20 protein-coding genes are annotated in these 25,576 nt (G+C 69.3%); 13 read left to right on the forward strand and 7 right to left on the reverse strand.

Features of this window, described 5'->3' with window-relative positions; genetic code table 11:
• Positions 1-39: 39 nt before the first annotated feature.
• From ASF58_RS14375 to ASF58_RS14385, 3 genes are all read right to left on the reverse strand, one after another.
• Positions 40-1,413, reverse strand: coding sequence for a methyl-accepting chemotaxis protein (locus tag ASF58_RS14375; RefSeq protein ID WP_055953316.1), 1,374 nt, complete (start codon positions 1,411-1,413; stop codon positions 40-42).
• Positions 1,414-2,002: 589 nt separating this feature from the next.
• Positions 2,003-4,216, reverse strand: a complete 2,214-nt coding sequence (locus ASF58_RS14380; RefSeq protein ID WP_082513063.1) for an HWE histidine kinase domain-containing protein — start codon at positions 4,214-4,216, stop codon at positions 2,003-2,005.
• The gene (locus ASF58_RS14385; RefSeq protein WP_055953320.1) at positions 4,213-4,530 is read right to left on the reverse strand and encodes a SelT/SelW/SelH family protein; all 318 of its coding nucleotides are present in this window, start codon (positions 4,528-4,530) and stop codon (positions 4,213-4,215) included. The genes ASF58_RS14380 and ASF58_RS14385 overlap by 4 nt, the downstream gene beginning before the upstream one ends.
• 216 nt (positions 4,531-4,746) lie before the next feature.
• Here ASF58_RS14385 and ASF58_RS14390 point away from each other — a divergent pair, with 216 nt between their 5' ends.
• From ASF58_RS14390 to gor, 12 genes are all read left to right on the forward strand, one after another.
• Positions 4,747-5,385 (forward strand): LemA family protein, encoded by a 639-nt coding sequence (locus ASF58_RS14390; RefSeq protein WP_055953323.1) that lies wholly within the window; start codon positions 4,747-4,749, stop codon positions 5,383-5,385.
• 96 nt (positions 5,386-5,481) lie between these two features.
• Positions 5,482-6,231 carry a YgcG family protein gene (locus ASF58_RS14395; RefSeq protein WP_244477338.1) on the forward strand — a complete coding sequence of 250 codons (750 nt, stop codon included), beginning with the start codon at positions 5,482-5,484 and terminating at the stop codon, positions 6,229-6,231.
• Complete coding sequence (locus ASF58_RS14400; RefSeq protein ID WP_055953326.1) at positions 6,221-6,853, forward strand: hypothetical protein; 633 nt, start codon at positions 6,221-6,223, stop codon at positions 6,851-6,853. Before ASF58_RS14395 ends, ASF58_RS14400 begins: the two co-directional genes overlap by 11 nt.
• A 157-nt stretch (positions 6,854-7,010) precedes the next feature.
• Positions 7,011-9,077: a carbon starvation CstA family protein gene (locus ASF58_RS14405; RefSeq protein WP_055953329.1), complete on the forward strand. Its 2,067-nt coding sequence runs from the start codon at positions 7,011-7,013 to the stop codon at positions 9,075-9,077.
• Between the two features lie 5 nt (positions 9,078-9,082).
• Positions 9,083-9,307, forward strand: a complete 225-nt coding sequence (locus ASF58_RS14410) for a YbdD/YjiX family protein (protein ID WP_055953333.1) — start codon at positions 9,083-9,085, stop codon at positions 9,305-9,307.
• Positions 9,308-9,422: 115 nt separating this feature from the next.
• On the forward strand, positions 9,423-10,715 hold the full coding sequence (locus ASF58_RS14415) for a DUF898 family protein (protein WP_055953850.1): 1,293 nt from the start codon (positions 9,423-9,425) through the stop codon (positions 10,713-10,715).
• A 42-nt stretch (positions 10,716-10,757) separates the two neighbouring features.
• Positions 10,758-11,876, forward strand: coding sequence for a M48 family metallopeptidase (locus ASF58_RS14420; RefSeq protein ID WP_055953337.1), 1,119 nt, complete (start codon positions 10,758-10,760; stop codon positions 11,874-11,876).
• Positions 11,877-12,034: 158 nt separating this feature from the next.
• Complete coding sequence (locus tag ASF58_RS14425; protein ID WP_055953341.1) at positions 12,035-15,271, forward strand: efflux RND transporter permease subunit; 3,237 nt, start codon at positions 12,035-12,037, stop codon at positions 15,269-15,271.
• Between the two features lie 91 nt (positions 15,272-15,362).
• Positions 15,363-16,637, forward strand: coding sequence for an efflux RND transporter periplasmic adaptor subunit (locus ASF58_RS14430; protein ID WP_055953344.1), 1,275 nt, complete (start codon positions 15,363-15,365; stop codon positions 16,635-16,637).
• 85 nt (positions 16,638-16,722) lie between these two features.
• A complete protein-coding gene (locus tag ASF58_RS14435) occupies positions 16,723-17,919 on the forward strand; it encodes an MFS transporter (RefSeq protein WP_055953347.1) in 1,197 nt (398 codons plus the stop codon).
• 107 nt (positions 17,920-18,026) lie between these two features.
• The gene (gene rpmG / locus ASF58_RS14440; RefSeq protein ID WP_018044575.1) at positions 18,027-18,194 is read left to right on the forward strand and encodes a 50S ribosomal protein L33; all 168 of its coding nucleotides are present in this window, start codon (positions 18,027-18,029) and stop codon (positions 18,192-18,194) included.
• A gap of 153 nt (positions 18,195-18,347) precedes the next feature.
• Positions 18,348-19,745, forward strand: a complete 1,398-nt coding sequence (gene gor, locus ASF58_RS14445) for a glutathione-disulfide reductase (protein WP_055953351.1) — start codon at positions 18,348-18,350, stop codon at positions 19,743-19,745.
• Positions 19,746-20,042: 297 nt separating this feature from the next.
• Here gor and ASF58_RS14450 read toward each other — a convergent pair whose 3' ends face one another.
• The 3 genes from ASF58_RS14450 to galE all read right to left on the reverse strand — a co-directional run bounded on the left by ASF58_RS14450 (position 20,043) and on the right by galE (position 23,721).
• Complete coding sequence (locus ASF58_RS14450) at positions 20,043-21,446, reverse strand: SGNH family hydrolase (RefSeq protein ID WP_055953354.1); 1,404 nt, start codon at positions 21,444-21,446, stop codon at positions 20,043-20,045.
• Between the two features lie 71 nt (positions 21,447-21,517).
• Positions 21,518-22,684: a lytic murein transglycosylase gene (locus tag ASF58_RS14455; protein WP_055953853.1), complete on the reverse strand. Its 1,167-nt coding sequence runs from the start codon at positions 22,682-22,684 to the stop codon at positions 21,518-21,520.
• A gap of 47 nt (positions 22,685-22,731) precedes the next feature.
• A complete protein-coding gene (gene galE, locus ASF58_RS14460; protein WP_055953357.1) occupies positions 22,732-23,721 on the reverse strand; it encodes a UDP-glucose 4-epimerase GalE in 990 nt (329 codons plus the stop codon).
• A 165-nt stretch (positions 23,722-23,886) separates the two neighbouring features.
• Here galE and galU point away from each other — a divergent pair, with 165 nt between their 5' ends.
• Positions 23,887-24,753: a UTP--glucose-1-phosphate uridylyltransferase GalU gene (gene galU, locus ASF58_RS14465; protein WP_055953365.1), complete on the forward strand. Its 867-nt coding sequence runs from the start codon at positions 23,887-23,889 to the stop codon at positions 24,751-24,753.
• Between the two features lie 488 nt (positions 24,754-25,241).
• On the opposite strand, the gene ASF58_RS14470 is transcribed toward galU, so the two are convergent.
• A complete protein-coding gene (locus ASF58_RS14470; RefSeq protein WP_055953370.1) occupies positions 25,242-25,457 on the reverse strand; it encodes a hypothetical protein in 216 nt (71 codons plus the stop codon).
• Positions 25,458-25,576: the final 119 nt, after the last annotated feature.

Genomic DNA, 25,576 nt, shown 5'->3' on the forward strand with positions numbered 1-25,576 from the left:
GTGCCCCGCGGCGCGGCGCGCTCCTAGCCAGCGAACGCCTCAGCCGGCGATCTCCTTGGCGGCGACCAGCATCTCCTTCATGGCTTCCGCGGCAGCCTGGTAGGCGGGGGTGCCGACATCCCAGTTGCTGACCTTCAGGGCTTCCAGCATCTTGCTGGCCTCTGCGAAGGCCTTGCTCTCTGCCGCCACCAACCGGGCGAAGGCGGGGTGGGCGGCAGGAGCGGTCCCGGCCAGGTCGGTCTTCAGGCTCCGGCCGGGCTGTCCCGACAGGGTGGCCAGGGTCGCGTCCGGCTGCGCCATGCCGACGAGAACCCGCGCGAGCTTGCGCTTCCAGGCGCCGATATCGGCCGGCAGACGCACCAGGGCGTAGACCGGTACGTCGCGGGCATTGGTGTTCAGCGCCGTCTGGCCGGTGGCCTCGGCGCGCACGAGGCGGCTCGTGATCTTCTCGATCTCCTCGTGGGTCTTCGCGGCCTTCGCGGCGATGTTCTGCACGCTGGTCGAAATTTCCGAGGTGGCCGCCCGCTGCTGTCCCAGCATCTGCGAGATCGCCTGGTTCAGGTCGCTGGCCTGGGCGATGCGGGCATTCGTCTCGACGATCCGATGTTCGAGGTGATCGACGATGGTGCGGCCCGTGGTGACGGCACTGCGGCTCTCGTGAACCGCCTCCGAGATCGCCCCCATCTCGGCGGTGAGGGTGCTCAGCAGCCCGCGGATCTCCCCGGTGGACTTGGCGGTCTGGGCGGAGAGCGACTTGACCTCGGCGGCGACCACGGAGAACCCGCGACCGGCCTCGCCCGCCCGGGCGGCCTCGATCGTGGCGTTGAGGGCCAGGAGATTGGTCTGCGCCGAGATCGCCGCGATGGTGGTGGCCATCACCTCGATCTGGGCGATGGCGCGCTCCAGGACGATGACGCGATCGGAGATCTGGGACGTCCGGGCATCGATCTCGTGCATCGCCGTGCGCGCCTTCTGCGCGTCCTGGATGCAGGCCTGGGTCTCCGCGAGGGCATCCCGCGCGACGGTTACGACCGTCTCGGACGTCTGGGCCACCTCCGCCACGGACGCCGCCATCTCCTCGGCGGCGCCCGCGATCGTCTGGGTGGCGCTCGCCACCTCACCGACGTCGTAGGTCATCCAGCCCGTGTTGGTTGCCGCCTCCGACGCTTCGCGAGCGACGGTGGCGGTGGTGCCCAGGCTGCGCAGGAGGTCGGCTTCGCGATCGGCGTGCAACCGCTCGATCGCGGCGCGGAGCGGCCCCTCGGGCAGATCGACCGATGCGAGATTTTGGCTCACCATCAGCGATTCGACGGCCTGCACCAGACGGGCTTCGTCTCGGATCTGAGCGGCCTCCGGCGCCGCTTCGGTGACGGGTGGCTTCGTGGTGGAACGGGCGAAGGGAAGGCCGAGCATCGCGGTTGGTCCTGTAAGGCGTAGCGATGTGATCTACCGGTCTTCCATTAATGTATCCTTATTGCCCAAGACATCCACATCAGGTCGAGAAGCGTTCCGTGTCCTGCCTTGACGAGTCTTGGTGCAGCGCAACCGATCGAAACCTGGCCCGGCGCAATCACTGCTTGTTGTCTACCGTAGATCCGAGGTCGGAAAACTTCGCTCTTTCCTGAGCCTATAGCCTAAAGGCGGTCTTGACAGGACCCTTCCGTGACCGCCGAGGGACCGTTGCGCAGGCCGAGAGGCGCGTCCAGCCGGTATAAAAGCCGGCATGGAACAGGGTTGAGACCTGTGTCTACTTTTACACAATCCAACGATGCTGAGACTCGCCTGGGCGGTCGGGGACGCAGCTTCGCGCAGCCTCCAGCGAGGGCGGCAGGCACCAGTCTGGACCAAATCTGTTCAGTCGTTGAACCATCCCGAGGATCATGGCGCCGGGCAGAGCCCCACAATGCAGGGTGGCACCGGGGCAGGGGCGCAGGGCGACCCGCGGCGCGTCGGATCCCGGTCGCTCGCCCGCGTTGGGAGACCGGTCGGAGCGAGCCGTGTCTCAGGCCGAACGGGACAGGGGCACTTCGCGCGGACCGATCAGATCCGCCTTGCGCTCCAATAAAGTCGGCGGCGGGACCGGAGCCTCGATGGTGCAGACGACACCCGTGGCCGCGAACAGCAGTTGAACCTCGCCATCGAGTTCCCGGGCAAGGCTGCGCTCGATCAGGCGCGAGCCGAACCCGGTGCGGGTCGGCGCAACCACGGGGGGGCCGCCATCCTCGCTCCAGCGCAGGATCAGGCGGATTTCCGCCTGGCGCTCCACCGACCAGGCGATCGTCACCGTGCCCCCCTCCTGCGAGAGCGCACCGTACTTCACCGCATTGGTGCCGAGTTCGTGCAGCGCCATGGCGATCGAGAGGGCCAGACGCGGCGGCAGCCGCAGGGCGGGACCGGAGACGACGAACCGGGAGCGCTGTCCCTCCGTCGCATCCAGCGGGGCGATGGCGTCGGCTACGACGTTTCCGAGTTCGGCGCCGTCCCAGCTCTCCCGGGTGAGGACGTTGTGGACCCGCGCCAGGGCCAGCAGGCGGGCCTCGAACGCGGCTCGCGCCGCGGTGGCCTCCGGCCCTTCGAGCCGGCGCAGGGACTGCCCCGCGATCGATTGCACGGTGGCCAGGGTGTTCTTCACCCGATGGTTCAATTCGTGGATCAGGAGTTGTTGGTGCTCGGCGGCGCGCTTGGCGTCGGTGATGTCGACGTTGCACCCGGTATAGCCGAGGAAATTGCCGGTATCGTCCGTCCGCGGCACCCCCTCGCAGCGCAGCCAGCGCACGACGCCGTCCTGGTCCACCACCCGGACGTCGGCCTGGAAGGGCAACCGGGCCACGAAGGCATCGCGAAAGCGGGTCGCGAAGGCCTCGTAATCCTCGGCGAAGATGATCCGGCGCCAGTCCTCGCCGGCCAGCACGGCGGCCGTATGGAGGCCGAACATGTGGTCGAAATGCATGTTGGCGAAGCTGATCTGCGCGCTCTCGTCGGTCATCCAGATCAGGGCCGGCGCGGAATCGGCCATGTGGCGGAAGCGCGCTTCGCTCTCGCGCAGGGCACTCAGGCCCCGCTCGGTCTCCGCCAGTGCCCGGTCGCGCTCGTCGCTGCGCAGGCGCAGGCGCTGGGAGGCATCCGCGAGCACGTCCCCCAGGCGCCGGATCTCGTGGATCGGCGAGGTGATCCGCGGGATGACCTCGCCGCGCGCGAGGGCCGGCCCCGTTGCCGCGAGCCGGCGCAGGGGCTGCGAGACCCGCGACCACAGGTGCACCGCCAGGATGGACGAGGTCGCCAGCACGAGGAGGCCGAAGCCGCAGAAGGCCCAGATCCAGTTGCGCAGGCGCGCTTCCACCAGGGCCTGTGGAATGATCGCGGCCGCCGTCCAGCCGGTGAGGCGGGAGCGTGCCTCGACGACCGTCACGGGCTTCATGCGACGATCCTTGCCTTCCCAGACATTCGGCGTCGCGGTCTGGTACTGACGCAGCGTCGCGAGGCGCTGCGAGCCGATCATGGCGTCCGGATCGGGCAGCCGCGCCAGGATGACCCCGTCCCGGTCGGAGAGGCCGGTGGTCCAACCCTCGACGGCTTCCCGGGCGACGAGGCTGTCCAGGCGGCTGATCGGGACCGTGAAGCTGAGGATGTGGGTGACGCCGCCCTCGCCGAACACCGGCACGGCGACCGCGTAGGTCGCGTCCGTCGGCTTCATGCCCTTGACGTACCCGGAGACCACGGCGCGCTGACTGCCCGAGGCGATCTCGCGATCGAACGGCAACGCGCTGCGCGGCAGCGGAGCCCGGCGCGGCACCGCCGTGTTCACGACCTGCTGTCCGTCCGGCCGCCGCAGGAGGATGTCGAGGCCGACCGCGTCCCGCACGAGGCGCGCCTGAGCATCGAAATTGTCGAATTCGCCGTCCTTCAACCGCGGCGACGTGGCGAGGGTCTGCAGCACCGAGACGAGGCCCGCCGTATCGCGGTCGACGGAGAGAGCGATGCTGCGCACGTTCTCGCGGGCGTCCTGCTCGAAACGGGCCCGCTCCGTCCCGGCATAGCGCGCGAGGAGGATGGCCGTGAACAGCAGGCCCGGTCCGATCAGCGCGATCACCAGGGCGACCAGATAGACCTGGGTCGAGAACCCGCGCTGTCGAACCCGCGCGAAGGCGGAGACGAGCGACCTCGGCCCCCACCAGCGGCGCCCCGTCGTGGTCTCTCCCGGAGGCGGATTGCTCATGGGCGCGCGACGCCCGCGCGATCGATATGTCCGAGGTCGCGATCCGGCGCGAGGTGATCCCGAACGCGCTGCTTCAGGACTTTGACGTCGGGAAAGCCGCCGTCGCGCGTCCGATCCCAGATCAGGTGCGGTCCGCACAGGATCACGAACACGCCGCCGGTTCCGGGAACCAGCGCCACCTCGCCGAGGTCGTCCCGAAACGTGGAGAGGAGCTCCTGCGCCATCCATCCCGCCCGCAGCAGCCACTGGCACTGCGTGCAGTAGGTGATCGAAACCCGCGGCTTCTCGGGCGATGGGCGGGGCGTTTCGTCCATGGCGGGTAAAGCGACCGATCGCCCCCGGCTTGTCAACCGAAACGCACGCCGGGGCACCCCGAGGCGCCGGTCTCAGCAGGATTCGACCAAGATTTCTCGTCAACGGCCAAGTTTTTCCCTGTGCGTCTTTATCGCAGCGCCAGCGTGCCTATGTGTGATCACGTGCCGGTGAGGGACCCATCCTCGCGCGGCGCTCGGTTTGCAGGGAGTTCAAGCATGCGTTCAGGTGTCGTCACCCCGACGACGGGTCCCGTCCGGGCCTGGCTCGGCAGGGTTCGGATCGCCGTCGCGGCTCTCGCCCTGGGCACGACCCTGACCGGCTGCGGCGCGATCAACCGGGTTCCGACCCTGGAGGAGCGGGCCAAATCCTCCTGGAGCGAGGTGCAGAACCAGTACCAGCGCCGGGCCGACCTGATCCCGAACCTCGTGGAGACGGTGAAGGGCTACGCCCAACAGGAAAAGGACGTGCTGATCGGCGTCACCGAGGCGCGGGCCAAGGCCTCCAGCGTCAAGGTCGACGCCTCCACGGTGAGCGACCCGCAGAAATTCAAGGAATTCCAGGACGCCCAGAACCAGCTCTCCGGCGCCCTGGGTCGCCTGCTCGTGACGGTGGAGCGTTACCCCGAGCTGAAGTCGAACCAGAACTTCCTCGCCCTGCAATCGCAGCTCGAGGGGACCGAGAACCGGATCGCCGTCGCGCGCCGCGACTACATCGGCGCCGTCCAGGACTACAACACCGAGGTCCGGACCATTCCGGGACGCTGGATCGCCGCCTGGTTCTACCCCGAGGCAAAGCCGATGGAGACCTTCACGGCGACGCCCAGTTCCGAGCGCCCGCCGAACGTGAAGTTCTAGCCCACCATGGATCGCCCGCGCTTGGGCCGTCCGCATTCGGGCCGTCCGCGCTCGGGCGGCGCCGGGACATCCGCCATCCGGTCGATCGCCACGCGGCTGATCCTCGGGCTCTGGCTCGTCGCGGCCACCAGCGGCCTCGCGCTCGCGCAGACCGGTGCCGCCGAACCGACCTTTCCCGCCCTGACCGGACGGGTGGTCGACGGCGCCGGCATCCTCAAGCCCGAAGACCGGACGGCCCTCGAGACCAAGCTCAAGGCGTACGAGGACAAGACCTCCGATCAGGTGGTGGTCGCCACGGTCCCGAGCCTGCAGGGCCGGACCGTGGAGGACTATGCCAACCGCCTGTTCCGCGCCTGGAAGCTCGGACAGGCCAAGACCAACAACGGGGCGCTGCTCCTCGTCGCCCCCAATGAACGCAAGGTCCGGATCGAAGTGGGCTACGGCCTCGAGGGCGCCCTGACCGATGCCCTCTCGAAGGTGATCATCACGACCGCGATCACGCCGCGCTTCAAGACGGGCGACTACGCCGGCGGCATCAATGCGGGCGTCGACGCCATGCTGTCGATCGTCGCGGGCGACGCCGAGGCGTGGCACCGCAAGGCGGAGGTGCGCAGCGACGAGGCCGATCCCGGACAGGTGGTGATCTTCATCGTGCTGTTCCTCGTCGTCCTGTTCGTCGTCTACCGGATGAACCGTGGGCGCCGGGGCGGGGGAGGCGGCTTCATCATCCTGCCGGGGCCATCCTCGGGTGGCTGGAGCGGCGGCGTTTCCGGCGGCTTCGACGGGGGCGGCTTCTCCGGCGGGGGTGGCTCGTCGGGTGGGGGAGGGGCCTCCGGTGACTGGTAAGCAGCGTCCCTTCCTCGAGGAACCGGCGCGGACGCGGATCGCGGAGGCGATCCGCCGGGCCGAGACCGCGACGGCCGGCGAGATCGTCGTGCTGGTGGCGGCCCGCGCCGGGCTCTACCGCTCCGCGCCGCTGCTGCTGGCCCTGGCGGTCGGCCTCGTCCTGCCCTGGCCGCTGATCGCCCTGACGCCGTGGAGCGCGGCCTCGATCGCGCTGGCGCAGGTCGCCGCGGTCCTGCTGGCGCTCCTGGCGGGGCTCCATCCCCGGATACGGATGGCCCTGGTGCCACGGGCGATCCGTCGCGACCGCGCCCACGAACAGGCCCTGCGCGAGTTCACCACCCGCGGCCTCAGCCGGACGGAAGGGCGGACCGGCGTTCTGATCTACGTCGCCCGGGCCGAAGGCCATGCCGAGATCGTCGCCGATCACGGCGTCGCCGCGCGCGTCCCGGCCTCCGCCTGGTCCGGCGCGATCGAGGGGCTCCTGGCTGCCCTGCGGCGTGGCGAGGCCGAGGCGGGCCTGACCGATGCCGTCGTGCAGGTCGGCTCCATCCTGGCCGGGCAGCTTCCGCCGGAAGCCAGGCCCGTCGACGCTCTGCCGAACCGCGTGATTGAACTCGATTGACGATCGGGAGGCTGCACAACCCACGGTGAGAAAACGCCGGATGGGTGATTCAATCCTGAATGATTGAAATCGCAGGCCCCTGGTCCTGCGGAAGAATTTGCGCGAGAAGAGCCCTTGACGACCTGCTACGAAGGACAGGTCGCTGGAGCGAGACGTCATGAGTGCGGTAACGAAGCACGGGCCCTGGGCCCTCGTGGGAGCGTTGGGGGCGGCGGCCCTCGCCATCGTCGCGACGACGCGCGGAGAGACGGTCAACGCCCTTTGGGTCGTCGTGGCGGCCGTCTGCATCTACCTGATCGCCTATCGCTACTACTCGCTCTTCATCTCCTCCAAGGTCATGCGGCTCGACGACAGCCGCCCAACCCCGGCCCACGTCCACAACGACGGGCTCGACTACGTCCCCACCAACCGCAACGTGCTGTTCGGCCACCACTTCGCCGCCATCGCCGGTGCCGGACCGCTGGTGGGCCCGGTGCTCGCGGCGCAGATGGGCTACCTGCCGGGCCTGCTCTGGATCCTGGCCGGCGTGGTGCTCGCCGGCGCCGTGCAGGACTTCATGGTCCTCTTCATCTCGATGCGCCGGGACGGCCGCTCGCTGGGCGAACTGATCCGCGCGGAGCTCGGCACCATCCCAGGCGTCATCGCCCTGTTCGGCACCTTCATGATCATGGTCATCCTGCTGGCGGTGCTGGCGATGATCGTCGTGAAGGCCCTGGCCGAGAGCCCCTGGGGCACCTTCACGGTCGCGGCGACGATCCCGATCGCGATGCTGATGGGCCTCTACGCCCGCTACATCCGCCCCGGAAAGGTCGGCGAGGTCTCGATCATCGGCTTCGTGCTGCTGATGCTGGCCATCGTCTACGGCGGGAACGTCGCGGCGGACCCGTACTGGGGGCCCTTCTTCACCTATACCGGCACGCAGCTGTGCTGGCTGCTGATCGGCTACGGCTTCATCGCCTCGATCCTGCCGGTCTGGCTCCTGCTCGCCCCGCGCGACTACCTCTCGACCTTCCTCAAGATCGGCACGATCATCGGCCTGGCCCTGGGCATCGCCTACGTCGCCCCGCACATGCAGATGCCGGCCGTGACCAAGTTCGTCGACGGCACCGGACCGGTCTGGGCCGGATCGCTGTTCCCGTTCCTGTTCATCACCATCGCGTGCGGCGCGGTCTCGGGCTTCCACGCCCTGATCTCCTCGGGCACCACCCCGAAGCTCATCGACCGTGAGTCCGATGCCCGCTTCATCGGCTACGGCGGCATGCTCATGGAGAGCTTCGTGGCCGTGATGGCGCTGGTCTCCGCCAGCGTGATCGAGCCTGGCATCTACTTCACCATGAACGCCCCGGCCGGCCTCGTCGGCACGACGCCGGAGACCGCGGCGGCCGCGGTGACGAAGCTCGATCCCGCCTTCGCCATCACGTCCGAGCAGATCGCGCAGACGGCCAAGGACGTCGGCGAGCACTCGATCATCTCCCGGGCCGGCGGCGCGCCGACCCTCGCGGTGGGCATGGCGCACATCATCTCCTCGGCCATCGGTGGCAAGACGATGATGGCGTTCTGGTACCACTTCGCCATCCTGTTCGAGGCGCTGTTCATCCTGACGGCGGTGGATGCCGGCACGCGCGCCGGGCGCTTCATGCTCCAGGACCTGCTCGGGCTCGTCTCGCCGCGGTTCAAGGACACCTCGGCCTGGGCACCCAGCATCCTGGCCACCGCCCTCTGCGTCGGCGCCTGGGGCTACTTCCTCTACCAGGGCGTCACCGATCCGCTCGGCGGCATCTACACCCTGTGGCCGCTGTTCGGCATCTCCAACCAGATGCTGGCCGCCGTGGCCCTGACGCTCGCCACCGTGGTGATCTTCAAGATGAAGCGCGAGCGCTACGCCTTCGTCACGATCATCCCCACCGCTTGGCTCTGCCTCTGCACCCTCACGGCCGGCTGGCAGAAGATCTTCTCGGCCGACCCCAAGATCGGCTTCCTCTCCCATGCCGATCGCTTCTCGGCCGCCATCGCGGAGAACAAGGTGCTGGCACCGGCCAAGACCATGGCCGACATGCACAAGATCGTCTTCAACGACCGGATCGATGCGGCCCTCGCAGTTCTGTTCGTCGGCCTCGTGCTCGCCATCGCCGCCTTCGGCATCATGGCCTGCGTGAAGGCCTATCGGGCCGATCGCTGGACCGCCCTGGAGAGCGGCGGCCCGGCCGCCGTTCCCGCGGAGTAAGTCCCATGGCGCTGTCGTCGACCGAGTTGCGGGACCGTCTCAGGACCTTCTCGAAATGCGTCTGCGACGGCGCTCGCCTGATGGTGGGGCAGGGCGATTACGAGGCCTATGCCGCCCATATCCGGAAGACGCATGCGGACCAGGAGCCCATGAGCGAACGGGAGTTCTTCCGGAACCGGGAGAACGCCCGCTTCGGCGTCGGCAATCGCAGCGGCTTCCGCTGCTGCTGAGCGCTGCCGCCTGCCCGTCTCGCGGGTGTTAACCAGACGAGCGGACTCACGGGTGTGACCCTGGCAGTGCCGCCCGAAATCGGCTTAGCTTGCGCCTCCGATGTCCGGGGGCACCATGACACAGCCGCTGGCGTTCGACGCTCGCTCCAGTTCGGGCCGCGTCGGCGCGATCACCTTCGATAAGCGGCTCATCGGCCTCACCGGCCTCGCGATCCGCGGCTTCCTGCTGTCGCTGGTCACCTTCGGGATCTACCGGTTCTGGTACATCACCGACCTGCGGCGCTACTTCTGGAACCGCACCGTCATCGACGGCAGCCCGGGCGAATATGTAGGCCGGGGCAAGGAACTGTTCCTCGGCTTCCTCGTCGCCCTCGCGGTGCTGATACCGATCTACGCGGCGATCTTCGTGGCGACCCTCTCGGTCCCGTCGCTCGCCCCCTTCGGCAGCATCCTGTCCTTCGCCATCCTGTTCGTCCTCGGCCAGTTCGCGGGCTACCGCGGTCGCCGCTACCGGGCCTCGCGCACCCTCTGGCGCGGGATCCGGCTGGGACAGGACGGATCCGCGATCACCTACGCGCTGATGGCGACCGGCTGGGCGCTCCTGACCGTCGTCACCCTCGGCCTCGCGTTTCCGTTCATGCGGGCGAGCCTGGAGCGCTATCGGATCACCCATACCCTGATCGGGTCGAGCCGCATGGACTCGTCGGCCCGTGGGCGGTCGCTGCTCCTGCCCTGGCTGAGCTTCTACGCCGTCGTTCTCCTGCCGGTCCTCGGCGCGCTGTTCGCCTTCCTGACCGCCACGGACTTCACGCTCCCGGCCGACCTGTTCGTGCCGAAGCCCGGCGGCAAGCCGAGCGAGACCATCTTCAATCCCGCCTATGCCGGCACACCCGTCGCCACCTATGGGACGATCCTCGTCGGCACGCTGGGCCTCACCGCGTCCCTCGGCTTCCTGCTGATTCCGTTCTACCGGGCACGCGAGACGCGCGTCTTCATGAACGCGGCGAGCCTCGGGCCGGTGCGGCTGTCGTCGACGCTGAAGGCGCGACAGTTCTACTGGCCCTACATCGTCTACCTGCTGTCGATCATCGGCCTCGTCGTCGTGCTCGGCCTCGTCATCGGCGGCGGCGCGTTCCTGCTCCAGGCGAAAGGCCCCGCGAGCGGGGCGTCCTGGGTGATCGGCCTCGGCCTGGTCGTCGGCTATCTCGGCGGAGCCCTCGTCTTCGCCGTGCTCTACGTCCGCGTCATCACCGCGCGCCTCTGGGCCGCCGTCGCCACGACCACCACCGTCGCGGACGCGGAGGGGCTCGCCGCCATCCTTGCCTCCAGCCGCCGCGTCGGCAGCGGGCTGAACGAGGGCCTCGCCGATGCCCTCGATGTTGGTGGCGCCCTGGAGGTCGGGTTCTAGCCCGACCGCCCGAACAGCAGCGGAGCGCTCCGGATAAGGCCGATGCAGCACACAGGTCCGGTCGCGTCGCCGCCGGTCGCCACCGGCACCTATCTCGACGGCCTCAGCGCCCGGGCGCACCCGGTGACGCTGCGGCTCGCCGATCGCCTCGAGATCGACGGAGCCGGCACCCGCCTCGCCTGGGACCTCGCCGGCCTCGCGGCCGGCGACACGGTCCCGCCCCTGGTACGGATCGGCCCGCGGGGCAGCCCCGCCCGGGTCGAGTTCGCCGACCCCGGCTTTGCCGACGCCCTCGCCGGCCGCTGCCCCGACCTCCACAGGTCCGACGCGGCCGGCGCCGGTGGGACCTGGCGCCTGGTCCTGTGGTCGGTCGCCGCCGGCGTGTCGGTGCTCGTCCTGGCGATCTACGGGGTTCCGGTCATCGCCGGCCGCTTGGCGCCCCTGGTGCCGAATGCGATCGAGACGCGGCTCGGCGGTGCGGTCGAGGGCCAGGTCGGCCGCCTTCTCGGCGATCCACCGGTTTGCGACGAGCCCGCGGCCCGGGCCGTCCTCGACCGGCTGGTCAGGCGCATGACCCGGGGCGGCGACACCCAGGGCGAACCCCTCGTCAGCGTGCGCCGGCATCCCCTCGCGAATGCGCTGACCCTGCCCGGCGCGCGGGTGCTCGTGCTCTCGGACCTCATCGACAAGGCGGAGAGCCCGGATGAGTTCGCCGGAATCCTCGCCCATGAGCTCGGGCACGTCGCCGCGCACGATCCCATGCGGGCCCTGCTGGCCGCGGGCGGAAGCTCGTTCCTTCTCAGCCTCGTTCTCGGCGACCTCACCGGCTCGACGATCCTCATCGCCACGGGGCAGGCCGCGATCTCGGCCGGCTATTCCCGCGAGGCTGAGAACGCCGCGGATGCCTACGCGGTGACCCTGATGCGCCGCGCCGGGGGCGATGCCGCGGCGCTGGCGACGATCCTGGAGCGGATCGCCGGGGACGGGGACCGGGGCGCGGTCGCGACGTTCCTCCGCAGCCATCCCATGACACGCGAACGCGCCCAGCGGATCCGCAGCTTGGCGGGCCCCGGGAGCGCCGGGCGGCAGATCCTCACGGGCGCGGACTGGGCGTTGCTGAAAGGCATCTGCCGCAACGTCCCGGTGAAATCAGCACAGTAATCGGGCAGCAGCGCCGAAGTTTAGGCGACCGGTTTACACCCGGAAACAAAAATCTCGGGTTGAGACCTCGATTGCGTCGCGGCGTCACGGCTACAGAGGAACCGGTGGCATGCGACCACCGTGGTACACCAGCCTGAACGCGATCGCGTGGGAGCCGCATGGGCCTCGTCCAGTATGCTCTGAAGTTCCGCATCACGATCTACGTGCTCGCCGTGCTGATGATGCTCGGCGGCGCGGCAGCGGTCGTGGTCGCCCCGAAGGACGTCCTGCCCACCGTGGATATCCCGGTGGTCGTGGTGGTGTGGACGTATAACGGTCTGTCGACCTCCGAGATGGAGCGCCGCATCACGACCTACGCGGAGTTTTCGCTCTCGAACAACGTCAACAACATCGCCCGAATGGAGTCGACGACCCTCCAGGGCACGGCGATCCAGAAGATCTACTTCGATGGTTCGGTGAGCATCGACCTCGCCATCGCGCAGGTCGTCTCGGCGATGAACTCGATCCGCTCGACGATGCCGCCCGGCGTACAGCCCCCCATCGTCCTGCGCTTCTCGGCCTCCTCGGTGCCGGTGATCCAGCTCGCGCTCTCCTCCGACCGGGAGAGCCTGACGAAGGTCTTCGACTACGCCCAGTATCGCATCCGCCAGCGCCTGACCCAGGTCCCGGGCTCGACCCTGCCGTCGCCGTTCGGCGGCACGCCGCGCCAGATCATGGTCGATCTCGACCTGCACGCCCTCCAGGCCCTCGGGCTGACCGCCCTCGACGTCACCAACGCGGTGACGGCGCAGAACCTGACGATCCCCTCCGGCCTCGCGAAGATCGGCGAGCAGCAATATCCGGTGCAGCTCAACGCCTCGCCCGAGGCGATCGAAGCCCTGAACCAGATCCCGATCAAGGTGGTGGGCGGCCAGCCGATCCTGGTGCGCGACGTCGCCAACGTCCGCGACGGCGGGCCGCCGCAGGTCAACATCGTGCGCGCGGACGGCCTGCACTCGGTGCTGATGCGCATCTTCAAGAACGGCACCGCCTCGACGCTGGACGTCGTCAACAACGTCAAGAAGGCGCTGCCCGACATCCAGGCCGCCGCCCCCGAGGGCATGAGCTTGAAGCCGCTGTTCGATCAGTCGGTCTTCGTCTCCGCCGCCATCGAGGGCGTGATCCACGAGGCGATCATCGCGGCGGGCCTGACGGGCCTCACCATCCTGCTGTTCCTCGGGTCGTGGCGCTCGACCATCGTGGTACTGGTCTCGATCCCGCTCTCGATCCTGACCTCGCTGGCGATCCTGGCGGCGCTGGGGGAGACCATCAACGTGATGACCCTCGGCGGCCTCGCCCTGGCGGTCGGCATCCTGGTCGACGACGCCACCGTGGCGATCGAGAACACCTACCGGCTGTTCGAGGAGGGCGAGCCCTTCCGCAAGTCGGTGGTGGAGGGCGCGGCCGGCATCGCCAAGCCGGCGCTGATCTCGACCCTGTCGATCTGCGCCGCCTTCGTCTCGGTCTTCGCCCTGACGGACACGCCGAAATACCTGTTCACGCCCCAGGCTCTGGCGGTCGTGTTCGCCATGCTGACCTCCTACGTCCTGTCACGCACCCTGGTCCCGGTGCTGATCGACGTGCTGGTGGCGCGGGAATACGACACCAAGCACGGAGACAAGCACGGGGAGGGCGCCGCGCCGCGGCGGGGACGCATCGCCCGTGCCCTCGGATGGGTCGGCGGCCCGGTCTTCCGCTTGGCCGGTTGGTTCCGGCACGGCTTCGAGCTGCGGTTCGCACGCTTCCACCGCGGCTATCTCGGCCTGCTCCACGTCGTCATCGCCCGCCGCGCCGCGACGCTGACCCTGGTGGCCGTGGTCTTCGCCGCCACCGCCGGGCTCTTCGTCTTCGTCGGGCAGGACTACTTCCCGCAGGTCGCCTCGAGCCAGATGACCCTGCACCTGCGGACCCGCCCGGGGATGCGCATCGAGACGGCCGAGCAGGTCTTCGCCCAGGTCGAGAACGTGGTCCGCGAAGTCATTCCCGAGGGCGAGATCGACCAGATCCTCGACAACATCGGCCTCCCGGCGAACAACTACAACTTCGCCTTCTCGGACGGTTCGTTCGTCGCCTACAACGACGGCCAGATGCTCATCAACCTCAGGGAGGGGCACGGCTCGGTAGCGGACTACACCAAGCACCTGCGCGAGGTGCTGCGCGAGCGTTTCCCCGACGTGGTGTTCTACTTCCAGCCCTCGGACATCATCACCCAGATCCTGAACTTCGGCACGCTCGCGCAGATCGACATCCAGGTCACGGGGCGCAACACCGCCAAGGATCTCGAGGTGGCGCAAAACATCGTCCGCCGCCTCAAGGCGGTGCGCGGCGCCGTCGACGTGCACCTGCACCAGATCGTCGGCACGCCGCAATTCTTCGTCGACGTGGACCGGCGGCTCGCCTCGGAGCTCGGGCTCACCCAGCAGCAGATCGCGCAGGGGCTGAACGTCTCGCTGTCGGGCTCCTTCCAGGTCACGCCGAACTTCTGGACCGACCCGAAGACCGGCATCCCCTACCAGCTCTGGGTCCAGACGCCGGAATACCGCAACGACTCGCTGACCGCGCTCCAGAATACGCCGCTCCTGGTCAATGGCGGCGCCGATGCGCCCGGGGTGCTGACGCTCCTCTCCAGTGTCTCGACCATGCGCCGGGAGGGGTCGCAGACGGTGATCAACCACGTCAACACGCAGCCGACCTTCAACGTCTACGCGGCGGTGCAGGACAGCGATCTCGGCTCGGTCTCGAAGGAGATCCGCCAGATCGTTGCCGAGGAGCAGAAGGCCCTGCCGGCGCCGGACAAGATCATCGTGCGCGGGCAGATCGAGAACATGGAATCCGCCTTCTTCCGGCTCCAGGTCGGCCTGGCGATCGCCCTGGTGGCGGTCTACCTGCTGATGGCGGTGAACTTCCAGAGCTGGGGTGATCCCTTCGTGGTGCTGGCCGCCCTGCCGCTCGCCTTCTGCGGCATCGTCGCGAGCCTGTTCGTCACCGGGACGACGTTCTCGATTCCCTCACTCTTCGGCGCGATCATGTCGGTGGGCATCGCCTCCGCGAACTCGATCCTGCTGGTGACCTTCGCCAAGGAGCATCGCGAGGCCACCGGATGCGGTGCCGTCGAGGCGGCCCTGCTCGCCGGCGAGACACGCCTGCGGCCGGTGCTGATGACCGCGAGCGCGATGTTCCTCGGGCTCATTCCGATGGCGCTCGGCACGGGCGAGGGCGGCGAGCAGAACGCGGCTTTGGCCCGGGCCGTGATGGGCGGCATCGCCATCGGCACGCCGGCGACGCTGCTCTTCGTGCCGTTCCTGTACGCGCTGCTGCGCCGGGGCGCGGTCAAGCCCCTGGAGGATTACGCGTGAGCCGTCGGCGGATCGTCAGGTTTCGGATCTTGGTTCGAAGGTTGGTCATGAATCGCAGGGTGAAGCCCGGTTCGGCGATGGGACAGGCGTGATGCATCAGACCCACGACCCGTCCGACATCCCGCCGCCGCCCGGCAAGGCGCCCTTCCTGATCGCCGCCGTGGCCGCCATCTGCCTGCTCGCCTGGGGCGGCTACGGCCAGATGCAGCGGCGCGCCGCCGCCTCCGAGACCCAGCGGAAGATCAACAGCTTCGTGCCGGCGGTGCGCACCGCCACCGCGGAGCGGGCCGACAAGCCCATCGACATCACCCTGCCGGGCCAGACCGACGCCTTCGCCAAGGCGGCCCTCTACGCCCGCGCCACCGGCTACATCGCCGAGCGCAGGGTCGATATCGGCAGCCGCGTCCGCCGGGGCGACATCCTGATGCGCATCGCCGCCCCGGACCTCGATCAGCAGCTGGCCCAGGCGGAGGCGCAGACCGGACAGCTCGAGGCGGCCCTGCTGCAGGCCAAGTCCATGGTCGACCAGGCCAAGGCCAACGTGAACCTCGCCAACGTCACCAACACCCGCACCACGACGCTCGCCGGCCAGGGCTGGGCCTCGAAGCAGAACGCGGACAATTCCCAGGCCAGCGTGCTCAGTCAGGCGGCGACCCTCGCCTCGGCGGAAGCCGGCGTGAAGGTGGCCCAGGCCAACATCAAGGCCCAGGCGGCCACGGTGGAGCGCCTGCGGGCGCTCACCGGCTTCAAGGACATCATCGCCCCCTTCGACGGCGTGATCACCCAGCGCGGCGTCGATGTCGGCGACCTCGTGCACGCCGACGGCAGCGGGACCGCGCTGCTCTCCATGGACCGCGACGACATCCTGCGCGTCTCGGTCAACGTGCCCCAGAACGTCGCCGTCGGCGTGAAGCCGGGGGTGGACGCATCCATCAAGGTCCCGCAGATCGCCGACCGGACCTTCTCCGGCAAGGTCGAGCGCAGTTCGGTGGCGCTGCTGACCTCGTCCCGCACCCTGACGGCCCAGGTCGACGTGCCGAACGGCGACGGCGCCCTGCGGGCCGGACTCTATGTCTACGTCACCCTCAAGGTGCCGCGCACGGAGCCCAACGTGCGGGTGCCGGCCGAGAGCCTCGTCTTCAACCAGCGCGGCACCCAGGTGGCGGTGGCCCGCGACGACGGCACGGCGCAGTGGCGCACGGTGACGATCCGGCGCGACCTCGGCACCACGGTGGAGCTCGGCCAGGGCCTGGACGGCGGCGAGGAGATCGTGCTCAGCCCCCCCGCCGACCTGCGCGACGGCCAGAAGATCGAGCGCAAGCCGCCGGCTGCCGACAGCAAGCCGCTGAAGTCGGCCGCACGGTGAGAGCGGCGCCTCGGTTGCGCCGGCACGCCCCGGCGTAGACAAGGCGGTCCCGGCGTCGCGCCAGCGACCCGCAGCGGACCCCGTCATGCCGACTCCCCCCGACGCCGCGTCGCGCGACGGCTCCCGCTTCGCCTCGATCGCCGCAGCCATCACCTGCGTGGCGGTGGTCGGCATCGGGCTCAGCCTGACGATCCCGCTGCTCTCCATCGAGATGGCGCGCATGGGTGCGTCGAGCACCCTGATCGGGGTGAACACCGCGGTGGCTGGCCTCGCGGCCATCCTGACGGTCCCCTTCGTGCCCCGCCTGGCGGCCCGGCTCGGCGTGCTGCCGCTCCTCGTGGGCGCCATCGTCCTCGGCGCCCTCTGCCTCGTCGCCTTCAAGCTCCTGCAGGGCATCGCCTGGTGGTTCGTGCTGCGCTTCGTGTTCTCCACGAGCCTCGGCGCGCTGTTCGTGCTCTCCGAGTTCTGGATCAACGCGGCGGCTCCGCCCGAGCGGCGCGGGCTGGTGATGGGGATCTACGCCACGGTGCTGGCGCTGGGCTTCGCGGTCGGCCCGACCCTGCTCGCCGTCCTGGGAACACAGGGCCCCGCGCCCTATCTCGGTGGGGCCGGCCTGTTCCTCGTCGCCCTGGTCCCGCTCCTGCTGGCCCGGGGCCTGTCGCCGGTGATCGGGCACGGCGCGTCGCGGCCCTTCCACGCCTATCTGCGCCTGGCGCCCGCGGCCACCGCCGCGGCCCTGGTCTACGGGGCGGTGGAGACCGGCGGCTTCGCGATCCTGCCGCTCTACGGCCTGCGCCTCGGCTACGACGCCGAGACGGCGGCCGGGCTCGTCAGCGCGCTGGCGCTGGGCAACGTGATGTTCCAGATCCCGTTCGGCTGGCTCGCCGACCGCGTGGACCGCCGCCTCGTGCTGCTGATGGCCGGTCTCGGCGGCGCCCTCGGCTCGAGCCTGATTCCGATGGCCTCGGCCTCGTTCCCCGCGCTGCTGGTGCTGCTGTTCCTGTGGGGCGGCATTGCCGGGACACTCTACACGGTGGGTCTCGCCCATCTCGGGGCGACGGTGCGGGGGCGGGAACTCGCCGGCGCCAACGCCGCCTTCGTGGTGCTCTACAATGTCGGTCTGATGCTCGGTCCGCCCATCATCGGCGGCGGCATGGATCTGGCCCCGCCCCAGGGCTTCGCCTACAGCCTGTGCCTGCTGTTCCTCGGCTACGCGGCGGTGGTCGCCCTGCGCCTCGTCCAGCGGCCGACGGACGAGGCGCCGGCGAACGACAAGCCTTGACGAATCCCGGCCGATGAGGCAATCACCCGCCGGTATTCAGCCGGCCGACGCCGGCCCTTTTGCGTTTCGCTGATGCGGAATGCCGCGATCACAGGAGCGCCGCGTCCATGGCCAAGGCCGTCACCGTTAAAGTCAAGCTGATCTCCACCGCTGACACGGGTTACTTCTACGTCACGAAGAAGAACTCCCGCACGCAGACCGAGAAGCTGTCGATGAAGAAGTACGACCCCGTCGTGCGCAAGCATGTCGACTTCAAGGAAACCAAGATCAAGTAAGCCCGACGGCGCGTTCCCGCGCCGCATCGGTGTCGTCGAGGCCGTTTCTCCGCAGGGGGAAGCGGCCTTTTCGTTTGCGCGGTGGGACGGTTGATGTACCGCCCCGTTCGGGCGATGGAGAGCCCTCGGCGCCCACACCCGCAGGATGAGTTCATGGCAGACGATCTCGACCGCAGCTTCGACGTCGACCTGTTCGTCATCGGCGGCGGCTCCGGCGGCGTCCGGGCGGCCCGCATCGCCGCCGGCTACGGCGCCCGGGTCCAGCTCGCCGAGGAGTACCGGGTCGGCGGCACCTGCGTGATCCGCGGCTGCGTGCCGAAGAAGCTCATGGTCTATGCCGGGCGCTTCGCCGACGAATTCGCGGATGCCGCCGGCTTCGGCTGGACCGTGCCCGAGCCGCGCTTCGACTGGTCCGTCCTGAAGGCCCGGCGCGACGCCGAGGTCAGCCGCCTCGAAGGCATCTACGACGCCAATCTCGGCCGCGCGGGGGTCACCGTCAGTCCCGAGCGGGCGGTGATCGAGGATGCGCACACCGTGCGCCTCGTCGGATCGGACCGCCGCGTCACCGCCCGCATCATCCTGGTCGCGGTCGGCGCCCATCCGGTCAAGGAACCGCTGATCCCGGGCGCCGAGCTCGCCATCACGTCGAACGAGGTCTTCGCGCTCGAGACCCTGCCCGAGCGCATCCTCGTGGTCGGCGGCGGCTACATCGCGGTGGAATTCGCCGGCGTCTTCGCGCATCTGGGCAGCCGCACCACCCTGCTGCACCGGGGCGACCGCCTCCTGCGCGGCTTCGACGACGAGATCCGCGACGCGCTCGGCGAGGCCTATGCCAAGCGCATGGACCTGCGCCTCAACCGTACGGTGGAGCGCCTCGACCGGGCCGAGGGCGGCATCCGCGTCACCCTCGACGACGACAGCACCCTGGAGGTCGATCAGGTCCTGACCGCCACGGGCCGGCGCCCGAACATCGCCGGGCTCGGTCTCGACAAGGTCGGGATCGCGCCGGATGCGCGCGGCGCGATCCCGGTCGACGCCTTCTCGCAGACCTGCGTGCCGTCGATCTACGCGGTGGGCGACGTCACCGATCGGGCCGCGCTGACGCCGATCGCCATTCGTGAGGGCCACGCCTTCGCCGACACGGTGTTCGGCGACAAGCCGTGGTGCGTCGATCACGGCCTCATCCCTACCGCCGTCTTCTCGACGCCGGAGATCGGGGTCGTCGGCCACAACGAGGATGTGGCCCGTGACCTCTACGGCACCATCGACGTATACCGCTCGAGTTTTCGGCCGATGAAGGCGACCCTGTCCGGCCGTGAGGAGCGCGTGCTGATGAAGGTGGTGGTCGATTGCGCCAGCGATCGCGTCGTCGGCGTGCACGTCTTGGGGCACGATGCCGGCGAGATCATCCAGGCGGTGGGCATCGCCGTGACCATGGGGGCCACCAAGGCGGATTTCGACCGCACCATCGCGGTGCATCCCACGGCCGGCGAGGAACTCGTCACGATGCGCAGCCCCGTGGTGACCAAGCATCCGGTGGGTGTCGGCTAGCGTCTCATCGGCCGAGCCCCCGGGCCCGATCCGTCGCGGGTCATCGCACGACCACGCACAACGACCGGATCCACGGCCGCGCGATTGTCCCGGACTAGCGGTCCGTCCCGGGAGATGCACGGCCTCATGCCGCCCGGCATCCGTCTCGCCGACCGCTCCGATGCCGAGCACCCGACCCGGACCGAAGCGCCGGACGTGATCTGGCGCGATGTCCAGACCGAGCCCGGCGCAGCGCGTGACGGCACCTTCGCGGCGCAAAGAATCGCGATTGGGAAAAGATGGAGGAGGGACCGCCGGTCAGCCCGGCGGCCACTTGAAGTCGTCGGCCCGGCCGGGCTGGGCCAGCGGGGCGGCGCCCCGCACCAGGGCGCGCTCGACGGTACCAGTCGGATCAGCGTCGCGGGGGCGGCCACTGATCAGGGTGCCGCCCGGGGTCACCTCGGCGCGGCCGAGAGGGACCACCGGGCCGGCGAGGGGCTTGACCGGCAGCGCCGGGATGCCCGGCGGCTCCGGCAGGCTCGGAAGCATCGCGGTGATCTGCCGATCGATGGCGGCGGCATCGTCGAGCTTGGTGGCTTCGCCTTCAACGATCGGCTGCGGCGCCACAGCCACGGGGGCGGCGAGCGCCGGCTGGGCCGGCGGCATTCCCGTTCCCATCATCCGCTTCAACTCGACGTCGGCGAAATGCGCCATCTTGCGCGCCCCGGCCTTGGTGAAGTGGACGCCGTCCGCCGTGCGCAGCTTGGCCTCCTGGCCTTCCAGGTCCGGTCCCGTCGCGGTGTACCGGTTGCGGTCGTCGACGAAGCCGGGCCAGATGTCGACGTAGGTCTGGCCGGCCTTGGCCACGCGCTCGCGGAAGATGTCATTGATCGCCGCGATGTCCTTGGTCAGGGCTTCGCTGCGCATGGGGGGAGCCCCGACCCAAATCAGCGGGATCTTCGCGTCCGTGAACACCTTGATCAGGGCGTCGACGCGCTCGGCATAGAGGGTGCGCCAGCGGTCGCTCAGGGGATCGAGGGTCTGGTCACCCTCCCGGATCGGCTGACGATCGTTGGATCCCAGCATGACGAGGGCATAATTGGTCTTCGGGTTGGCCTTCAGGAACTCCTCGGCGGCCTTCGGCCAGTCGACCACGTCCTTGCGCACGAGGCCGCTATCGGCCTTCGAGCGATCGAGCACACCGATCTCCGGATTGTCCTCGAACACGTTCGACAGGCCGCTGCCGAGGTGGCCGGCCAGCGTATCGCCGAACACCGCGATCCGCGTCGTCGGCTCGACCTTGGGTACGGCCGGCTTCGGCTGGGCCACGACCGGGGCCGGGCGGGGCCGACGCCGGACGGCGCGCCCGTCGTCGTGCCCGGAGCGCCCGTCATCGGCATAGCCCCGGTTGCGCGGCGGCGCCGGGCGGGCGCTCGGCACCGGGGCGACCTGAGCCGGCGCCGGACGATCCTCCCAGGGCCAGTAGAACTGGCGCGGCGCCTCCTGAGGCGGGGGGGCGTAGCGTCGGTTCGCCTGGCGGGCGGCGTAGCCGTCGTCGTCCCGGTAATAGTCCCGCGCCCGGCGGCGGGGGGATTGGTAGTCGCCGCCCCGGGGTGCGTCGTAGGAATCGCCCCACTGCGCGCAGGCCGGTGCGGCACCGGCGAAGAGCAGGCCGAGACCGGAGAGGAAACACCAGGCCGCGCGCGATGCCGGCAAGGTCATGGGACGCCTCGATCAAACGGACCGGGGACCGGTCGGGTGGCCGACACCTTAGAGGAGGATGGCGCCGAGGTCTAAGGCCGCCCCCGCAGGTGCTCCAGCAACCTTGGGGTGGCGTAGCCGTCCGCAGGCAGGCCCTCGGCGATCTGGTACTGCCGCACCGCCTCGCGAAGCTTCGGTCCGGCGCGCCCGTCCGCCTCGCCCGCGTAGAGGCCGCGCTCCGTCAGACCGACTTGAAGGGCCTGCAGCCCCGCCTTGTCGAGGCGTGCGTCGCGAACCGGCCAGGGCGCGGCGAGGACCGGCCCGCCGGCCAGTCGGTCGGCGAGATGCCCCACCGCCAGCGCGTAGGAATCCGAGGTATTGTAGGCGCGGACCACCTCGAAATTGTCGGTGATCAGGAAGACCGGGCCGCCGAGGCCGCCCGGCAGGAACAGGCTGCCAGCGCCCGCATCCGGCAGGGCCTGGCCGTCGGTACGCCGGACGCCGCGTCGGGCGAACTCGGCGAGGTCGCCGCGATAACGGGCGAGGTCGAATCCCGTCGGCAAGGTGACCGCGTAGCCCCAGGACAGGGCCGGGTTCCAACCGAGGGCCTTGAGGTAAGCGGCAATGGAGGCCAGGGCGTCCGCCTCCGACCCCCAGATGTCGCGGTGCCCGTCGCCGTCGAAATCCACCGCGTGGGCGAGGAAGCTGGACGGCAGGAACTGCACTTGGCCCATGGCCCCGGCCCAGGAGCCCTTCATGCGCTCCGGCGTGACGTCGCCCCGCTCCAGGATGGTGAGGGCGGCCAGGAGTTCGTCGCGGAACAGCGTCCCCCGGAACCGCGCCTCCGCCAGGGTCGCGAGGGCCCGGATCGTCGGAACGCTGCCGCCGCTCGCGCCGAAATCCGACTCGACACCCCAGAATGCCAGCACGATCCAGCGCGGCACGCCGTAGCGTGCCTCGATGCGCGCGAGGATGGGCGCGAGCCGCTTGGCCTGGGCCTGCCCCCGGGCGATCCGGCCCGGTGAGACGGCACCGACGAGGTAGTCCCAGACCGGACGCCCGAACTCGCCCTGCCTGCGCGTGCGGGCCAGGACGTCGGGATCGGGTCCGGACATCCCCGCGAAGGCCGCCGCGAAGGTGTTGGATGAGACGCCCCGCGCCTCTGCCTCCGGTCGCAGCGCGGCGATGAACGCGGCGAAGCGGGACTGCGTTTCCGCCGTCGCTTCGGACGGCGCGGGCGCGGCTCCCGCCGCGAGCACCGGGCCGGCCCCGAGCCATCCCGAGAGGAGGAGCGGCGCCCAGCGCCTCACAGGCGGTTGCGCCGGGCCAGGGCCTCTTCCCAGGCGAAGGCCTGGGCGACGATCCGGTCGAGGTCGTCGTTCTGCGGGGTCCAGCCCAGATCACGGATGCGCTGGGCCTCGGCGACGATCTGGGCCGGATCTCCCGGACGGCGCGGCGAGAGGCGCACCTCGAAATCACGCCCCGAGACCCGCTTGACCACGTCGATCACCTCCAGGACCGAGTAGCCGCGGCCATAGCCACAGTTCATCGTCAGGCTCTCGCCGCCGGACCGCAGATGGTTGAGGGCGACCCGATGGGCCTCGGCGAGGTCGGAGACCTGGATGTAGTCCCGTAGGCACGAACCGTCCCGGGTCGGGTAATCGGTGCCGAAGACCTCGAGATGCGTCCGCTGCCCGAGGGCAGCCTGGGTCGCGACCTTGATGAGATGGGTGGCGTTGGGGGTCGATTGCCCCGTTCGGCCCCGCGGGTCGGCCCCGGCCACGTTGAAGTAGCGCAGGATGACGTAGGAGAAGCCGTGGGCCTTGGCAGCATCGGCGATCATCCACTCGCTCATCAGCTTGGAGCGACCGTACGGGTTGATCGGCGACGGCGGCAGGTCCTCCGGCACCGGCACGACCTCGGGCTCGCCGTAGACCGCCGCCGTCGACGAGAAGATCACGTGCTTGACCCCGCAGCGAACCGCCGTTTCGATCAGCGCCCGCGTCTTGACGGTATTGGCCAAGTAATAGTGCAGCGGATCTGCGACCGAATCCGGTACCACGATGCGCGCGGCGAAGTGTGCGATGGCGTCGATACGATGCTGGAGAATGAATTCCGTGACGAGCGACTGGTCCGCGACGTCGCCGATGACGAGCTTCACCTCCGGGGGGAGCGCCCAGTCGAACCCGGTCGAGAGGTCGTCGAGGACCACAACCTCCTCGTGCCCGGCGTCGAGCAGTGCCAGCACCATGTGGCTGCCGATATAGCCCGCCCCGCCCGTCACAAGAACCGCCATGACACCTTCTCCCCAAACGTTTCACTGACGATATATCGGAAATCGAGCTTGTCGGTTATGCCCGTTACGTCGATGGCTCTATCGCCTCCCTGGGCGGAGGCTGTACCGAGGCAACGTCACTCACTCGGGGTTTTCCTCACCTCCCCTCGTTACCGGGTCTCGCTGATGAAACCGATTCGCAAAGCCGTCCTGCCCGTCGCCGGCTTGGGCACCCGCTTCCTGCCCGCCACCAAGGCGGTGCCGAAGGAGATGCTCACCGTCGTCGACCGGCCGGTCGTTCAGCACGTCGTCGACGAGGCCCGTGAAGCGGGAATCGAGCACTTCATCTTCGTCACCGGGCGCGGCAAGGCGGTCATCGAAGACCACTTCGACGTCGCCTTCGAACTTGAACGGATGCTGCAGGAGCGCGGCAAGACCGAGGCCTACGAGGCCCTGAAGCGCGACCTCCCGGGCGCGGGCCAGACCAGCTTCACCCGCCAGCAATCGCCGCTCGGCCTCGGCCACGCTGTCTGGTGCGCCCGCGAGATCGTGGGTGACGAGCCCTTCGCGGTGCTGCTGCCCGATATGCTGAGCCGCGGCTGCATGCAGCAGATGCTCTCCGCCTACGAGCGTCACGGCGGCAACGTCATCGCGGTCGAGGAGGTCAAGCCCGAGGAGACGCATCAGTACGGCATCGTCGGTGTCGGACAGACCTTCGGCCAGACCTTCGAGATCAACGGAATGGTGGAGAAGCCTAAGGCCGGCACCGCGCCCTCGAACTTCATCATTTCCGGCCGCTACATCCTCCAACCCGAGATCTTCGACATTCTCTCGGCGGGGGAGACGGGCGCCGGCGGCGAGATCCAGCTCACCGACGCCATGATCAAGCTCGCCAAGGACCAGGCCTTCTTCGGCATGCACTACCAGGGTCGGACCTACGATACCGGCTCGAAGCTCGGCTTCCTCACCGCCAACATCGCCTACGCCCTCGAGCGCAAGGACCTCTCGGAGGCCCTTAAGGCCGAGATCGCGCAGCTTCTGAGCGAGCACTGAGACCACGCCCCGGCAGGGTCCGGCCGGCGCCGGAGAAAATGCCGAGCCCAACCCCGAGAAAACGGGTTGAACGTCGTGCAAAGCCCTTGATTTTTGTGCGCCGCACTTTAGATTGTGCATTGCGGGACCGCGATGGCGTCGCGGTTCGGCAGCCCTTCTTGGGCGTTTCCTCCCTAGACTTCGGGCCGCTCTTCGGAGCGGCCTTTTTTTGTGCCCGATCTTGCCCAAGCGAACGGACCCCGCAGGCGCGACGCCTCAGGCCGCGCGAGCGACGCGAGGGTCCTGCGCGCGATCACGCCAATCCTCATGGTGGTGGACGTGGGTCGAAGGATCTGCACGGGACCCGGCATGTGGGGTCTCGGAGCGAAGGCTCGGCCTCAGGCCGCAGGATATGGGTGGACGCTTCCTGGGAGGACGCGCGGGCCGGCCGCGCACGGGGCGGCGGTCGGCTCGCAGGACGACAGGCGCGAGGGCGCCGGCGGATCGATTCAGTTCAGGTAGGTCCGGATCCAGTTCGGCGACAGCACCTCGCCATCCTCCGTGATGATCCAGGGCTGCTTGGCCGGATCGGACAGGGCGCCGGCGGCAGCCTCAATGGCCTCACGCAGGGTCCGGTAGCGGGCGGGCTGAGCGAGGGGAGCCGGAACCGGAGCGGTACGCCAGATCGTCAGATCGGCGGGACGTTCCAGGGCTTGGGTTTCCATGTGTGTATTCCTTTGATCGTGAGGGTCGTTCCCCGCGATGCCGGATGCCCGGCGCAAGGTCTGTACGACCTCGAACCTGAACATTTGCTGCGGGACGTCTATCCGGGTGAATGGAAGCA

This window comes from Methylobacterium sp. Leaf125 (assembly GCF_001423085.1).
Lineage (GTDB): Bacteria > Pseudomonadota > Alphaproteobacteria > Rhizobiales > Beijerinckiaceae > Methylobacterium.